Source organism: Chakrabartyella piscis, from assembly GCA_030067835.1.
In the GTDB taxonomy this organism is placed as follows: Bacteria; Bacillota; Clostridia; order Lachnospirales; family Anaerotignaceae; genus Chakrabartyella; species Chakrabartyella piscis.
This window is the reverse complement of sequence record CP092441.1, coordinates 251782-268160: the sequence shown is the minus strand read 5'-3', so window position 1 is coordinate 268160 and position 16379 is coordinate 251782. Positions and strand designations below refer to the sequence as shown.

Below are 16379 nucleotides of genomic sequence, written 5' to 3'. Positions count from 1 at the left end.
TATATGCGGACACCCGCTAGGGGTGTCCCTACAAGATGATTCAAATTCGATTAAATTGCTCCATTTGCTGCAAATTGTTTGATTTCTTCTGCATTGTATCCAAAACTTTCCAAAATCGCTTCTGTATCCTGACCCATAAGTGGTGCTGGTTTGTCCAAGGATGCAGGAGTTACAGACAATTTCATTGGATTGTTGATTGCCAAATATTCACCTACACCAGGGTCTACCATAGGTACAAGCATCTCACGTGCTGCAATTTGTGGATGTTCCATCAATTCTGGGATTGTGGAAACAGGAGAATTTGGAATTTTTGCTGCTGTGAAAATATCAGCAAGTTCTGCTCTTGTTTTGGTCAAGAAGAACTCTGTCATAATTGGTGTTAAGATTGCATAATTTTTACATCTGGTATCGTTGTCAATGAATCTTGGATCTTTTTCCAATTCTGGCATTTCAATTGCTTTGCAGAAACGATCCCAACCACTTTCACCAGCCAAACCAGCAGAGAAATAACCATCTTTACAAGGATATACATCATATGGTGTCAATGTCACATCACAGTTGCCTACACGAGACAAATCTTCACCAAGCAATGTTTTGAACAAAATTGGGCTTTCCAAAATTGCAAACAAAGTGTCCATCATTGCAACATCCAAACGTTGCCCTTTACCTGTGCCAAGTTTATGGTAATATGCCATTGTGATTGCCAAAGCCATGGTAAGTCCTGTGAAGTTATCGCCAATAGCAGGACCAATTTTAGTTGGAACGCCATCTGGGAAACCTGTCATTTCCATAATACCGCTCATTGCTTGGATTACGTTATCATAAGCTGCCAAGTCTTTCAATGGACCTGTTTGTCCAAAACCAGAAATGGAAGCGTAAATGATTTCTGGATTGACTTTTTTCACATCTTCATAACCAAGTCCCATTTTATCCAAGGTACCCACTTTGAAGTTTTCCACAACCACATCTGCATTTGCAATCATACGCAAAGCAATTTCTTTTCCTTCTTCTGTGTTGATATCCAAAGACATACCTTCTTTGTTTCTGTTGATTGCTGCATAATAACCGCTGTTGCCATCTTTGAATGGCGTCCATTCTCTGGATTGGTCACCAACGCCTGCTCTTTCAATTTTGATTACCCTAGCACCAAAATCACCTAAGTTCATGGTACAGAATGGACCACTATATGCTTGGGTAAAGTCAATTACAGTCAAACCTTCTAAAATTTTCATATTGTCAATCTCCCTTCCCATTTATGCCAACTCAATGATTTTTTTCTCTACCAGTGCTGCAATTTCTTCTGCACTGTATCCAATTTGTGTCAAGTATTCTGTTGTATTTTCACCCAAAAGTGGTGCTCCTTCTGTGTAGCCACCTGGTGTTTCACTCATTTTGATGACAGTACCTGGCATAGTCACTTCACCCAAAGCTTTGTCTGTTACCGTTTGCAACATTTCTCTTTCTTTGATTTGGTCACTTGCCATTGCATCTGCAACGGTGTAAACTGCTGCGCCAGCCAAACGAGCATCTCGCAGTTTTGCTTCAATATCAAACTTAGACATGGTTTTGGTCACTGCTTCAATTTTATCTTTCAAACCTGTTTCATAGTGAATGCCACGCAATTCATTTGTTTTGTATCTTTCATCTGCACCAATTTCATCCATACCAAGGGCTGTACAGAATTTGCCCCATTGTCTATCTGTGGAGATACCCACTGCCACATATCCATCTTTTGCTTCCAAAGCATCATATGGAGAAATACCCAAGTAAGAATTGCCCACACGTTCAGGAACTTCACCAGTCAAGCAGTAGGTCATTGGTGCTGCTTCCAAAATGGAGAACAAGCTATCCAAAATGGAGATATCAATTCTTTGACCTTCACCAGTTTTTCGTTTGTGTACCAATGCCAAATTGATTGCCATTGCCATATATGTACCACTGAGTTGATCCCCCATAGCAGGACCTGCTTTTGTGGGTGCTCCATCTGGGAATCCTGTTCTGTCCATCAAACCACTCATTGCTTGGAGTTGCAAATCCAAACCGATTGTATTTTTCATAGGTCCTGTTTGACCAAAACCATTGAGAGATGCATAAATGATGGTTGGATTGATTTCTTTCACTTCTTCATAAGTCAATCCCATTCTTTCCATACTGCCCAATTTAAAGTTTTCACAAAGTACATCTGCATCTTTGATGAGTTTCACCAAGATTTCTTTTCCTTCTGGAGATGCTGCATTCAAGCTGATGCTTTTTTTACCTCGATTCAAGTATGTGTAATACGCACTGTCATCGCCTTTCATTGGCACCCAATATCTTGCCATATCGCCAACGCCTGCTCTTTCAATTTTGATAACCTCTGCTCCAAAGTCTGCCAAAATCATTGTAGCCAAGCTTCCTGCATGTGCTTGTGTAAAGTCTACTACCTTAATCCCATCTAATGGTTTCATGATAAATGCCCCTTTCTCGTTCAACGGATACTATGTTCGTTTCTATGCTTCTATATAAAGCAAGATGCGTGCCAACATTCATTTTTTGTCAAAAATAATCTTGCACAAAAACCAAGTTTTCTGAATTGCTTTTGGCTCATTTTTTTATCACATTTGTAGAAACTCATTTTTTTCTTGTCCAGAAATCAACTCCTGATCCATTTTTCAAAATCTCCACTTGAGTTGTTTTCAACTCTTATTTTGCCCATTCCTCACTCCTTTTTTCTCTTTTTTTGCATGTTGAGTTGCTTTTGACTCATCCCAAATTGACAATATGTAATTTTGAGTTGAAATGGATTCAAACTGATTCACTTTTCTGTTCTACAAGGTTTTGAATATCAAAAAATAAAAATAAATGTTTTGGCAAACCTATAAAATAAGAGGACTACCTTCAAAAAACAAGTTTAGCCCTCCATAATTTTAAAATTGATGCAATTTGCTTACAGTTTTACAGACAGTTAAAAAACAAAATTCTTTTTTCTTTTTGCGTCGCAGACTTTAATCCGCAGGCGAAATCGCATTTCGTTGAGGACAAAAGCGATTTCTAGGTGCTTCGTAGAAGCACTTGTGCGAGGAAATCGTCTTTTTTACCTATGACTACAACTTGAAATCCTGATTTCAAGTTAGCGTGTCGACTTTTCGACACGCAATTTTATTTCTTTTTGCCAATTTGTGTGTATTCATATAGTTCAGGTGAAACTTGTTTTTCACGCATTTCTTTGTATTGTTGTAACATTTCTGCATCATAACCTTCTAGCATAATTTCTTCCTTTGTTTTGCAGCTATAATGTTCTTTCAAGTCAGCAAAAACACCTCTATAACATACAGCAATCAAAAGAATCAATGGAACACCAAATGCAAGCACAAAGCTTTTCAGTGTATTTGTATTGGTTCCTGCAAAAGCAATCCCTGTAGGAATACCAATCAAAACGATACACCAAACCATTTTGATGAATTTATTGGGCTCTGCTCCAGCTGCCAATTTTTTTGAGCTGGCTGCTGCCAAAGAAAAAGCAGATGCATCCAATGTAGAAGCTAGGAATACGATGGTACAAATACAATAAATAGCCAACATGATTTTAGGCAAAGGAAGTGTCAACATAACTTCAGACGCAACATGGGCAGTATCTCCATTTGCAACCATAGAAACGATATCCAATGTACCATCCAACAACAAACTTTGTCCATATGTACCAATGAAACCATGCAAACAGAAAATACCCAATGCACAAGCACCAATGGAACCAAATGTCAATTCTCTAATGGTACGTCCACGAGAAATTTTGGTTGCAAATACAGCTGTCAAAGGTGCAAATACCAGGTTGTAAATAAAGTAAAAGACGGTCCAGTCTTGTGGATAGTAATTTTGTGTAACAGGGTCTGTCCAAAGCAAAATTCTAAACCAGTTGTCTGCCATAATACTGAAGGAGTTTGTTACTTGGTCAATCATAAATTTGCCATTTCCTGCAACCAACATAACAACCAAAATAAACATAACCACATATACATTTTTGTCACAAAGATTTTTCATACCTTTATCTATCCCTACAAATGAGGACAAAGAGAAAATCAATGCTGTAATAAACAGTACCAAGAAAGCAATTGTGAATTTGTACTCAATGCCAATTACCTTTGCAATGGCAATCCCAACTGTGGAAGCAGCAGAACCTGCTGTAATGGCAATGGAACCTACCACTGAGAAAATAAATACAAAGTCAATGACCTTAGACAAAATAGGACTTTGCATTTTCTTTGGCAAACCATGTGCACAAATAGCGGATAATTGCAATGTGTTTTCTTTTTTTACATAATACCAATAAGCAAATGGTACATTGAAGATCAAAAGCCATACAAGGGCATTGGGGCCCCAATTGTATAAATTCAATGCAGTGGACATTTCCAAAGCAAAGTCATCAGAAATGGCAACTCCATTCAATTGTGGTGCTGCCAAATAGAGATTTGGCCATTCAATAAATGCCCAGTACATAGTACCAGCACCATTTACACAAAAGAAGATCATAGCCAACCAGCTAAATGTGGAAAACTCAGGTTTCCCAGTTCCCAAGCGAATATTTCCATACTTAGAGAGTGCAAGCCCAATAAAAAGAGTTGTAATGATTACGGATATCAATACCATAGGGGAACAAAATGTTCTAGTGAGTATCTGGAAAATATCATTTGCCAGTGCATTGGATTGGTCTGGAAAAATTGTAAGCATCGCTGTTAAAAATAATATAATAGCGATACTAATGATCATCAGGGGCATTTCATATTGCTTCAAATTTTCTTTTTTCACAACAAAACCTCCTTGTACATAATATCAACAGTGTGTTTCAAATCCAATCTTCCTTCTAAAAAATACAAGATGTAGATAAGTACCCAACAGAATACCTATCTACATATAAAATGCAATTAGATTACTTCGTTTGCATACAATTCTGCAATTGCTTCTTTGGAAATACCCATTTCTGCAAGCACTTCATCTGTATGTTGTCCAATTCTTGGAGAGCCATATTTATATTCTGGTGGTGTGTCTGATAGATGCATTGGGTTACCAATTGCAATGTATTCCCCAACACAATTGTCATTGATTGGAATCAACATATCTCTTTCTTGCAAATGAGGAAGGTTTACCAAATCTTCCATATTACGCAATGGTGCATTTGGAATGTTATTTGCTGTGAAGATTTCTGCCAATTCTTCTTTTGTGTGAGCACCAAAGAATTCCAACAAAATTTCTCTAAATTCATTTAGATTTTGGCATCTCAATGCATTTGTAGCATATTTGGGGTCATTTTCCAATTCTGGCATTCCCATAGCCACACAGAAACGATCCCAACCAGCATCACTTGCAAGTCCAGCAGAGAAATATCCATCTTTACAAGGGTATACACCATAAGGTACCAATGCACCTGGTTCTTCATTTCCCACACGTACTGTGTCAATGTTATACATAGATTTGCAGATAATTGCTGGTTCCAAAATACCAAACAAAGCATCAAACATAGCAACATCTATTCTTTGACCTTCACCGGTTTTGAGACGGTTATAATAGGCAACAATCATACCAAATGCCAAGTTCAAACCTGTCAAGTTATCACCAATGGATGGACCTACTTTTGTTGGAATGCCATCTGGGAAACCTGTTGCATATTGAATGCCACACATGGATTGGATGATGTTGTCATATGCTGCCAAATGGGAAAGTGGACCATATTGTCCATATCCAGAAAGGGAAGCATAAATGATATTTGGATTGATTTTTTTCACTTCTTCATAGCCAAGTCCCAATTTTTCCATAGTACCCACTTTGAAGTTTTCTACAACAATGTCTGCATTTTGAATCAATGCTTTTGCCAATTCCACCCCTTCTTCTTTGGATAAATCCAATGCAATCCCTCTTTTGTTTCGATTGCCAGCAGCAAAATATCCACTTTCTCCTGATTCTGTCAATGGTTCCCATTCTCTTGATTGGTCTCCATAACCACGTCTTTCAATTTTAATAACATTGGCTCCAAAATCAGCCAACTGCATGGTAGAAAAAGGTCCACTATATGCTTGTGTAAAGTCAATTACAGTTACTCCATCCAAAACTGCCATATTCAGTCACTCCTTTTCACATATTCATTCACAATGGTAGCCAGTTAAAATTCAACGATATTGTTTGCTTGCAATGCTTCAATTTTTTCTTTGGAATAGCCAATGGATTCCAAATAATGAATGGTATCTTGTCCTCTAAGGGGTGCACTTGCATCTACAGAACCAGGTGTTTTTTCCATTTTGACAATAACACCTTGGATTTTCATAGGACCAACACCCAAATCGTCTATATCTACAACCATTTCACGTGCTTTGACTTGTTCGCTTTCCATTGCTTCTTCTGGTGTTGCAACAGCACCACAAGGCAATCCAACAGACCAAAGTTTTTCTTGGATTTCATCTCTTGTAAACTGCATTGTGTAGGATTCGATTTCTGCCAAAAGGGAAGTTTCATACAAATCCCATCTCGATGCAGCTGTTTTATAGTCTGGATTATTCAAAATATCCTCCATACCCATAACTGTACAGAAGGTTTTCCATTGTCTGCCTGTGGAAATACCAATGGCAATGTAACCATCTTTTGCTTGATAGGTGTCATAACCTGCTGCACCTGGATATCCATTTCCTGTTCTTTCAGATGCCACACCTTTCAAAGAGTATTGTGCTACATTTGCTTCCATCAAAGAGAACAAAGAATCCAAAATGGAAATATCAATAACCTGTCCTTTTCCTGTTTTTTCTCGTTCCACCAATGCAAGTGCAATTGCTGTTGCCATATATGTACCAGAAGTATGATCGCTGATTGCTGCACCAACTTTGACGGGTGGTCCACCTGCAAATCCTGTTCTTTCCATCATACCGCTACCTGCTTGCATTTGAATTTCAAGACCCATTGCTTGTTTCAAAGATCCTTTTTGTCCATATCCATTCAATCTTGCATAAATGATACCAGGATTGATTTCTTGGAATTTTTCATAGGTAAATCCCATTCTCTCCATACTGCCAAGTTTGAAGTTTTCTGTAACCACATCCACTTCTTTGACTAGTTTTTCAATGATTTCTTTTCCTTCTGGAGATGCAGCATTGATGGAAATACTTTTTTTGTTACGATTGATGGAAGCGAAATAGCCACTGGCTCCATCTTTCATTGGTTCCCAATAACGAGAAATATCACCAACACCAATTCTTTCCACTTTAATGACTTCTGCTCCAAAATCTGCCAATAGCATGGTACCAAGGCTGCCTGCATGTACTTGTGTAAAATCCAACACTTTAATTCCTTCTAACGGTTTCATAATCACATCGCTCCTTTTCCATGATGGTTGCTTCCCGCATATCAATAGTGAAATATAAAAAATACCGAAACACAAATTCACTTGTGTTACCCAATATATAAGCAAGAACCATGCCAACTAAAGTAAATTATTTCCATATTGTCACATCCAATATTTTTTTATGGATATCCATAGATATTCCTTTTTGATTTTGTTATTTTTGCTACACCATTTTTTTATTTTCTGTTCCAAGCCAAAGGGAAAATGCCTTTTATCTTTCAAAAAATGAGTTTTTTTCACTCACACGAATTTTTTATACTCACCATTGCAATGAGTGATTGCATCTTTTCTTCTGTCATACATATGGCATATACTATTTTTTTGCAAAACAAAAAGCCCCCATCCATTGGCTTTGACCCAATCCATGAGGACTTGCATATTTTTCAAATACAGTTTCTTGATATCATTCTGTTTCTTCTCTGCTTTGATATTTTCATATCATTTGATTTGCTTTTGTTTGGCTAATGTCTAGTTTTTTTGCTACTTTCCTACTGCTTTTATATTCGTTGTATGCTTCCATAATCACACGTTCTTCCAATTCTGCAACCATATCTTTCAAAGAAATATCCTCTGTTGCAACAAGCTTTTCTTCTGCTACATCTGCAAATTCATCTGGCAAATCCTCCATTTGAATTTCTTTGCCATCTGCCATTACCACAGAAAATTCAATTACATTTGCAAGCTCACGCACATTTCCCTTCCATGTATGTTTTTTCAAAATTTCATATGCTTCTGTGGAAAACACAACGTTTTTATTGTATTTTTTATTGAGCAATTGCAAGAAATACTCTGCCAAAGGTTTGAAGTCCTCTGCTCTTTCTCGCAATGGTGGAATCAAAAGTTTAAATACACTCATTCTATGATACAAATCATCTCGATAAAGCCCCTTTTCTGCCAACTCTGGCAAATTGCGATTGGTTGCACAAATGATGCGAATATTCAACTGAATGGATTCTGTGGATCCTATTGGTAAAATTGTTTTGTCCTGTAATACATGTAAAAATTTTGCTTGGAGTTCATAGGGAATTTCACCCACCTCATCCAAAAACAGTGTTCCACCATTAGCAGCTTCCAATATCCCTTTCTTCCCACTTGCCAAAGCACCTGTAAAAGAACCCTTGCTATAGCCAAACAACTCCGCTTCCATAACAGAAGGACTGAGGGATGCCATATTGACAGAAATAAATGGTTCGTTTTTTCTTTCGCTATTTTCATGTATGGCTCTCGCTATGAGATTTTTGCCGGTTCCTGTTTCTCCAAGCACCAAAACCGTTGCATCTGTTTTTGCTATTTTGATCATATGTTGATATAGCAAATCCATTTTTTTACTTGCATAAATGATATTTTTTTTGCGATCCAATCGTTCAATTGGTTCTGGATAATCGGTATAAAAATCCCAATCCAATCGTTCATAGGCAGATTCGTCCAAGTCTCTGGAAATTTGCACCACATATTCCACATCTCCATTTTTGTCTAAATATGGAATGGATGTGGTCATAACTTGTGCTCCAAATCTGTAGATATGTTTCTGTATGGTTGTCTTTTTTGTTTTGAAAATATCAATGATACGTATGGGCTCCCAATATTTTTCTGTGTAAATATATTCTTGCACAGGCACACCCAAAATTTCTTTTGGATATACACCAAAATGGCGATAAGAAGCATTGTTGATATATATAATACTACAATTTTTATCCCATATGGTGATTTCGTCATATACACCATCCAACAAGCGAATTAATATTTCCAAATCCAACGAATTTTCCAAAATCATAGACTCCACCTCCTATATCATCCATATGCATCATCATATCAGAAGATAAATCCCTATGCATTTTACATAGGGATTCCACTACTTGCCTCTTTATTGTTCTACCAAATGCGATATTTTGCAACGATTTCTTCATCCAATTCCACACCCAAACCAATGCAATCTGGCACTGTTACATATCCATTTTCAAATGGAAGTCTATTCTTCACCAAATCGGTGAACAGAGGGCTTGTACTTTGGGAATATTCCATCAAATCACATTGTTCTGTGGCTGCCAAAAATTGCACTGTGGCTGCCAATAAAATCCCTGTGCTGAATCCATGTGGCACCAATTTGGTTCCTTGCATGGTCGCCATATCATAGATTTTACGCATTTCGCTGATACCACCACAACGTGTGATGTCTGGTTGAATGATATCCACCTTTGCACGATTCAAAAAATCTTGGAACTCATAGCGTGTGGTGAGGGATTCCCCGCCAGAAATTTTTGTGCCAGAAACGCCTGATAATCTTGCATAGCCATCCATATCATCAGAAAGAACAGGCTCTTCAATCCAATTGAGGTGATAAGGTTCCAAACGCTTCATCATACCTGCTGCGTGTCCATAGGTTCGCCATTTGGTTGCCAAATCAATTTGCAACTCAAAATCAGCACCCAATTCTTCTCTAACTGCTTTGACAATGGCACAATCCAAATCTGGATCATCTCCCAAAACACCACCGCCAAATTTCAAACTGGTAAACCCTTCTGCCTTCAATTTTCTTGCAATGAGAGCACTTTCTTCTGGTGTATCTGCTGGTACAAAGGTACCATAAGCACGTAATTTTTCACGATATTTGCCACCCAAAAGCATATAAATGGGTACTTGGTAGTATTGAGATGCAATGTCCCACAACGCAATGTCAATGGCACTCATAGCATGGATGCCCAAACCTCGTCTGCCATTGTAATTGGACTGCCAATACATTTTATCCCAAATTTTCTGGATTTCCAAAGGATTTTCGCCCATAATGATGCGTTTCAAGCCACCGCAATATAAATTGGATTCTGGTGCTTCTATCATTGCTTTTGCAACCATTGGTGAGGTATCACTTTCGCCAATGCCCACCAATCCTGTATCGGTGTATACCTTTACAAGAAAAGCATCATCACCCCATTCACATGGTGCATCCAAACTGGGTACTCGTAAGCAAATCACTTCCACATCTGTAATTTTCATAGCGTATCCTCCTTTTTTATGGCATTACGGGGGATTTGTGCATCCCCCCTACATTGGATTTGTAGATAAAACAAAAGGGTAGAATCATCTACCCCTTTATCATACATATAGTTTAACCTTCAATTGCTTCTTCTGCAACTACTTCTTTTCCAAAATCTGCATCTTCTAGGAAGTCGCCCTTTTGGATTTCTTCCTTGGTCATATGACCGAAATCTTTCTTCATTTCCTTTAAGAAACCATAGTAGATGATACCGATGATGATAACCAGTGGCATACCTGTCGCAATAACGAATGCTTTGATGGTATTGATATTGGTACCTGCATAGGTGATGGCAACTGGAATGGAAATCAAAACCAAGCACCAAACGAGTTTCAAACCTTTTTTGGGTTCTTCATTGGAACCAAGATTTTTGGATACTGTTGAGGACAACGCAAAGGAAGTTGCATCCAATGTGGTTGCCAAGAACAAAATGGTAACGGTTAAGTACAAAACAATCATAATACTAGACATTGGCAATGTGCGAAGTGTGTCCAAAGCAATAGTTTCTGCAGATTGACCACTTGCAAGCATACCAGGAATGTCCAAAATACCAGTGATACGCAAATTTTGTTGATATGCTGTTACGATACCAAAGAACATAACCATACCAGCAGAACCTGTGATGAGCATATTGAGAATGATTTCTCTAAGGGTTCTACCTTTGGAGATTTTTGCTACAAACAAACCTGTAAATGGTCCAAATACAAACCAATATACAAAGTAGAAAACAGTCCAATCTTGTGGATAGCCTGTGACAGCAACCGGATCTGTCCACAAAGTCATACGTACCACTTCTGTTGACAAAATACCCATTGCATTGACCATGGAATCAATGATGAATTGTGTTGGACCCATGAACAAAATGAGTGCAAGCAAGGTCAAACAGAAATAAATATTCCAATCGCTGATGCGACGCATCCCTTTTTCAATCCCCAACAAAGAAGATGCAGAATACAAAATGGCAACGCCAAGCAAAACAGCAAATGTCAAACCAAAGGAATACTCAATGCCAATCAAATCGGCAAATACAATTGCGATTGTGGAACCAGCAGCACCAGCTGTGATACAAATGGAGCCTACTGCTGAGAAAATAAAGATGAAATCCACTACTTTACCAAAAACACCTTTTGCTCTTTTTTCGCCAACAGCGTATTTTGTCAAAAGACTGAATTTCAATTCATCATCTTTTTTGATGTAATAATGGAAAGCAAATGGCAAAACAAAGATACAAAGCAATGCCCAAGGAATGGGACCCCAGTCATAAATGGAATATGCCAATGCCAATTCATATGCCATTGGTTCACTGACTTCCACACCATTGAGCTGTGGTGCTGCATTGAAATGATAGCCCCATTCGGTAAATGCCCAGTACACAGTACCAGAACCTTGACCACAGAAGAACATCATTGCAACCCAACTCATGGTTTTGTATTGTGGTTTTCCTTTACCCAATTTGATATCGCCATATTTTGTAAAACAAAGTGCAATTAAGAAAACAGTAATGATTACGGTGATGATTTGCATGGTAGAACCAAATGTTCTAGTGAGCATATACAAAATGCTACTTGCAATTGCATTTCCTTGCTCTGGATATAATGTCAAGAATGTTACAACGCCACCAATGATGAGCAAACTGACTGTCATCAAAACCACTTCGTAACGTTCCGTTAATTTCCCTTTTTTCTTTTCCATAGTATACCTCCTAAAGAATGACCATTGCCCCTTTGCAATCGCCATAGATTGGCAGTTATCAAACAAGCCTATCCCAAAAGAGATAGGCTCGCCTTCTGATTACAAGATTACATTAGATTGCGCCAACTTTTGCCAAATCAGCAAGTTCTCCTTCGGAATAACCCAATTCACCAAAGATTTTCTCATTGTCTTGACCCAATGTTGGAGCACCATGTGCATAAACAACAGGTGTACCATCCATACGCATTGGATTTCCTTGTGCTTGGTATGTGCCAACGCCAGCATCATCAATGGTAACAACCATTTCTCTTGCAACGATTTGTTCATTGACCATAGCTTCTGGAACAGACAATACAGGTGCATTTGGAATGCCTGCTTCTGAGAAGATGACATCCAATTCTGCTCTTGTTTTGTCAATGAAGAATTCTGCCAACATAGGTGTAATCACATCATATTGTTCACAACGCATTGCATTGGTTTCAAATCTTGGATCTTCATACAAATTCATGAAATCTGTTGCTTGGCAGAATTCCAACCAACCATTGTCACTCGCCAAACCACAGGAGAAGTAACCATCTTTACATTTGTAAACATCATAAGGTACCAATGTTTCTCTATCGTTACAGCCACCACGCACGTTATCATAATCTGTCAATGTTTTTGCCATGATGTGTGGTTCCAAAATGGAGAAGATAACGTCATACATAGCCACATCAATGCGTTCGCCAGCGCCTGTTTTCATTTTGTTTCTGTATGCCATCAAAATTGCATAAGCTGTGTACAAACCTGTCAAGCTATCGCCAATTGCAGGACCACAACGCACACCTGGGTCTTCTGGATAACCTGTCATTTCTTGCAAACCAGTCATTGCTTGGATAACATTGTCATAAGCTGGTCTATCTTTGAGAGGACTATCTTGACCAAATCCAGAAATAGAAGCATAGATGATAGATGGATTGATTGCTTTCACTTCTTCATAGGAAAGTCCCATTTTTTCCATTGTGCCAACTTTGAAGTTTTCCACAACAACATCTGCTTTTGCAATCAATTTTTTTGCAACTTCCAAGCCTTCTGGTTTGGAAACATCCAATGTAATGCCTTTTTTGTTACGATTGATGGAAGCATAATATCCGCTATATCCATCTTTGAAAGGTGCCCATTCTCTGGATTGATCTCCAAGACCTGGACGTTCTATTTTAATAACCGTTGCACCAAAATCTGCCAATTGCATGGTACAAAATGGTCCACTATATGCTTGTGTAAAGTCAATTACTACGATTCCTTCTAAAGCTCTCATATCTAAGCACTCCTTTCGTCATTAACCAAGTTGAATGATATTTTTCGCCAACATGTCAGCGATATCTGCATCAGAATAGCCAACTGCTTTCAAGTAATGTTCTGTATCTTGACCCAATGTAGGTGCACCTTGTGCCACACCACCTGGAGCATTTGTCATTTTGATTGGAATACCAGGCATGATGATTTCGCCCATTGCAGGATCCATCACTTTGATGAGCATATCTCTTGCTGCTGTTTGTGGGTTTGCCATTGCTTCTGGCACTGTACACACTACACTACAAGGGATTTTTGCTTCCATGAGTTTTGCTTCCAATTCATATCTACCAAATTCTTTTGTTTTGGATTCCAAGAAGTCACGAAGTCCCAATTCGTAGTTTGCACCACGAAGCTCATTTGTTTTGTATCGTTCATCTGTTGCATATTCTGAAATACCCAAACAATCACAGAATGCTGTCCATTGTCTATCTGTGCAAACACCAATGGAAATTCTACCATCTTTTGCAGCAAATGTATCATAAGGAGAAATTGCTGGATAGGAGTTGCCATTTCTGGAAGGAGCTGTTCCTGTCAAAGAATAAGTTGCAACACTGCCCTCAATCATAGAGAACACTGCATCCAAAATACCAATATCAATTTTTTGACCTTCACCTGTTTTTTCTGCATGAATGGTTGCAATCAAAATTGCAATTGCCATATATACACCAACGATTTGGTCACTGAGTGCTGCGCCTACACGAGTTGGTGCTTTGTCAGGATAACCTGTGCTGTCAATGACACCTGCCATACTTTGCAAGTGCAAATCCAAACCAATTACATTTTTTCTAGGTCCTGTTTGACCAAAACCATTCAAAGAAGCATAGATGAGCTTAGGATTTACTTTTTTCAATTCGTCATAGCCAAGACCCATACGCTCCATACTGCCATATTTGAAGTTTTCTGTTACAACATCTGCTTCTGCAATCAATTTGAGGATTGCTTCTTTTCCTTCTGGAGAACGTCCATCAATACAAACGTCTTTTTTCCCTCTATTCAAATAAGCGAAATATCCACTGTTGCCATCTGCATCAAAAGGTGCCCATCCTCTAGCCAATTCACCTGTTTTCAATTTTTCAATTTTGATGACTTCTGCACCGTAGTCAGCCAAAAGCATAGATGTCATTGTACCTGCATGTGCAAGTGTAAAGTCTACTACCTTAATTCCTGTTAAAGGTCCCATATGTATTACCCCTTTCTGTCATTGTCATTGTTGGTTTTGATACATAGGGCAATGCCCTAATGTGTGATGGTTGCGCCTGCCATCTGTCCTTGTTTCTTGCCCTATATAAAAGCAATAACCGTGCCAACTTTACATTTTTTTGTTTTTTTGTGTCTTTTCCACAAAGGGTATGGGATACTCTATTTGAATTCCTGATTTGGGTTGGTGATTTTTCCCATAAAGTGGGATCCCTTCTTTTTTGTGCATATTTTACATCTTAACTTTTCACTCATTTTAAATTTAATCCAAAAAAATAGTGAATCTAAATCGATTCACCATTTATATGTTTTGCTGATAAACACAGGGTTTTCAATATATTTTGATATTGTTCGTTTGCTAACTATATGAACCTTTTTAGGTTCTATGATTCATATTCGGTTCACTTTTGTCCATTTACATGTTCATCAATCATTCTTTTTGCAGTGGTTTGACTGATGCCAAGTGCTGCTGCCAATTTTCTGGTGCTTTTATTTTTTGTGTAATGGTGACGCACAATTTCACCTTCATAGGCAGACATTGCTTCGTGTAAATTTGTAATCCCATTCAAACTTTTTTCTTTACTTGTAAATTGGGATAACTTGAACATATTCTTTGGCAATTCATCCACAGTGATGGTATCTCCATCTGCCATAACCACACACCTCTCAATGGTATTGGCAAGTTCTCTAATATTCCCCTGCCAACGATGGTTCCGCAAATGCTTCATAGCCCCTTCATCAATGATGCAATTTCTATGGTATTTTTGGTTGAATTGATTCAAATAAAAGGAAATCATCATTTCCAAATCTTTGCCACGTTCTCGAATGGGTGGCATCAAAATTTCAATCACATTGAGCCTATGGAACAAATCTTCACGAAATGTGCCAGCTGCCACCATATCCTCCAAATTGCAATTTGTGGCTGCAATGACATTCAAATTCACCTGAATGGGCTGTGTTCCACCAATGGGTATGTATTCTCCATCTTGCAAAACATGCAAAAATTTCGCTTGCAATGCCAATGGCAATTCTCCAATTTCATCCAAAAATAAAGTCCCTTTATCTGCCACTTGGAACAACCCTTGTTTCCCCTGTTGGCTTGCACCAGTAAAGGCACCTTTTACATAACCAAACAATTCCGATTCAATGACACTTGGGTTCATGCTTGCCATATTGAGGGTAATCATTTTTTCGTTGCGTCTATTGCTGTTTTTGTGGATGTATTTGGCAAGCAAACTTTTGCCAGTTCCTGTTTCCCCTAAAATCAAACAATTCACATTGTTTTTTGCAACCTTATTGGCTGTTTTCATCACTTGCTTCATAATGGCACTATTGTAAATGATACCTGTATTTTTTAAATTTTCAGCTCCACTGTTTTTTTCTACAGGAGATAGTTTTGTTGCCAAATCATCCTTAGATTCTCTGGCAGTCATCACAACATACTCCACATTGCCTTCAAAATCCAAAATGGGTACTGCAATGGTCAAAATCTTTGTGCCAAGAGCTGTTTTTTGTTGTTGCATTGTGGATTTTTTATTTTCATATACATAGGGCAATGTGGAATTGTCCCAATATTGTTCTTTGTTCATCAATTCTTCTGAATTTTTCCCTGTCAATTGATTGGGCATTACCCCAAACAAACGATAGGAACTTTTGTTGGTGTATAACAACTGGTAGTTTCCATCCCAAACTTCCACAACATCGTAAATATGATCAATTGCATTGACAAATACCTCATAGGGCAAACCATTCAAATGTTCCATT

The 16379-nt window shown here is 38.2% G+C and carries 11 protein-coding genes; all 11 read right to left on the bottom strand.

Going from position 1 to position 16379, the window contains the following annotated elements; all coding sequences use genetic code 11:
* Positions 1 to 50: 50 nt before the first annotated feature.
* The 11 genes from MJY40_RS01285 to MJY40_RS01235 all read right to left on the bottom strand — a co-directional run bounded on the left by MJY40_RS01285 (position 51) and on the right by MJY40_RS01235 (position 16378).
* On the bottom strand, positions 51 to 1232 hold the full coding sequence (locus MJY40_RS01285) for a CaiB/BaiF CoA transferase family protein (RefSeq protein ID WP_317855283.1): 1182 nt from the start codon (positions 1230 to 1232) through the stop codon (positions 51 to 53).
* Between the two features lie 21 nt (positions 1233 to 1253).
* The gene (locus tag MJY40_RS01280) at positions 1254 to 2447 is read right to left on the bottom strand and encodes a CaiB/BaiF CoA transferase family protein (protein WP_317855282.1); all 1194 of its coding nucleotides are present in this window, start codon (positions 2445 to 2447) and stop codon (positions 1254 to 1256) included.
* Between the two features lie 691 nt (positions 2448 to 3138).
* Complete coding sequence (locus MJY40_RS01275) at positions 3139 to 4782, bottom strand: BCCT family transporter (RefSeq protein WP_317855281.1); 1644 nt, start codon at positions 4780 to 4782, stop codon at positions 3139 to 3141.
* A 116-nt stretch (positions 4783 to 4898) separates the two neighbouring features.
* Positions 4899 to 6086: a CaiB/BaiF CoA transferase family protein gene (locus MJY40_RS01270; protein WP_317855280.1), complete on the bottom strand. Its 1188-nt coding sequence runs from the start codon at positions 6084 to 6086 to the stop codon at positions 4899 to 4901.
* Positions 6087 to 6130: 44 nt separating this feature from the next.
* A complete protein-coding gene (locus tag MJY40_RS01265) occupies positions 6131 to 7321 on the bottom strand; it encodes a CaiB/BaiF CoA transferase family protein (protein ID WP_317855279.1) in 1191 nt (396 codons plus the stop codon).
* A gap of 472 nt (positions 7322 to 7793) precedes the next feature.
* Entirely contained in the window at positions 7794 to 9134 is a 1341-nt protein-coding gene (locus MJY40_RS01260; protein WP_317855278.1) for a sigma-54 interaction domain-containing protein, read from the bottom strand.
* Positions 9135 to 9232: 98 nt separating this feature from the next.
* A complete protein-coding gene (locus MJY40_RS01255; protein ID WP_317855277.1) occupies positions 9233 to 10351 on the bottom strand; it encodes a mandelate racemase/muconate lactonizing enzyme family protein in 1119 nt (372 codons plus the stop codon).
* A 112-nt stretch (positions 10352 to 10463) separates the two neighbouring features.
* On the bottom strand, positions 10464 to 12083 hold the full coding sequence (locus MJY40_RS01250; protein WP_317855276.1) for a BCCT family transporter: 1620 nt from the start codon (positions 12081 to 12083) through the stop codon (positions 10464 to 10466).
* A 112-nt stretch (positions 12084 to 12195) separates the two neighbouring features.
* On the bottom strand, positions 12196 to 13380 hold the full coding sequence (locus MJY40_RS01245; protein WP_317855275.1) for a CaiB/BaiF CoA transferase family protein: 1185 nt from the start codon (positions 13378 to 13380) through the stop codon (positions 12196 to 12198).
* Between the two features lie 21 nt (positions 13381 to 13401).
* Entirely contained in the window at positions 13402 to 14598 is a 1197-nt protein-coding gene (locus tag MJY40_RS01240; RefSeq protein ID WP_317855274.1) for a CaiB/BaiF CoA transferase family protein, read from the bottom strand.
* 418 nt (positions 14599 to 15016) lie between these two features.
* Positions 15017 to 16378, bottom strand: a complete 1362-nt coding sequence (locus tag MJY40_RS01235) for a sigma-54 interaction domain-containing protein (protein ID WP_317855273.1) — start codon at positions 16376 to 16378, stop codon at positions 15017 to 15019.
* Position 16379: the final 1 nt, after the last annotated feature.

Bases quoted from the DNA above. Each gene is read 5' to 3' on its own strand.
- MJY40_RS01285 (WP_317855283.1), bottom strand. From the start codon at position 1,232: ATGAAAATTTTAGAAGGTTTGACTGTAATTGACTTTACCCAAGCATAT.
- MJY40_RS01280 (WP_317855282.1), bottom strand. From the start codon at position 2,447: ATGAAACCATTAGATGGGATTAAGGTAGTAGACTTTACACAAGCACAT.
- MJY40_RS01270 (WP_317855280.1), bottom strand. From the start codon at position 6,086: ATGGCAGTTTTGGATGGAGTAACTGTAATTGACTTTACACAAGCATAT.
- MJY40_RS01265 (WP_317855279.1), bottom strand. From the start codon at position 7,321: ATGAAACCGTTAGAAGGAATTAAAGTGTTGGATTTTACACAAGTACAT.
- MJY40_RS01260 (WP_317855278.1), bottom strand. From the start codon at position 9,134: ATGATTTTGGAAAATTCGTTGGATTTGGAAATATTAATTCGCTTGTTG.
- MJY40_RS01255 (WP_317855277.1), bottom strand. From the start codon at position 10,351: ATGAAAATTACAGATGTGGAAGTGATTTGCTTACGAGTACCCAGTTTG.
- MJY40_RS01250 (WP_317855276.1), bottom strand. From the start codon at position 12,083: ATGGAAAAGAAAAAAGGGAAATTAACGGAACGTTACGAAGTGGTTTTG.
- MJY40_RS01245 (WP_317855275.1), bottom strand. From the start codon at position 13,380: ATGAGAGCTTTAGAAGGAATCGTAGTAATTGACTTTACACAAGCATAT.
- MJY40_RS01240 (WP_317855274.1), bottom strand. From the start codon at position 14,598: ATGGGACCTTTAACAGGAATTAAGGTAGTAGACTTTACACTTGCACAT.
- MJY40_RS01235 (WP_317855273.1), bottom strand. From the start codon at position 16,378: ATGGAACATTTGAATGGTTTGCCCTATGAGGTATTTGTCAATGCAATT.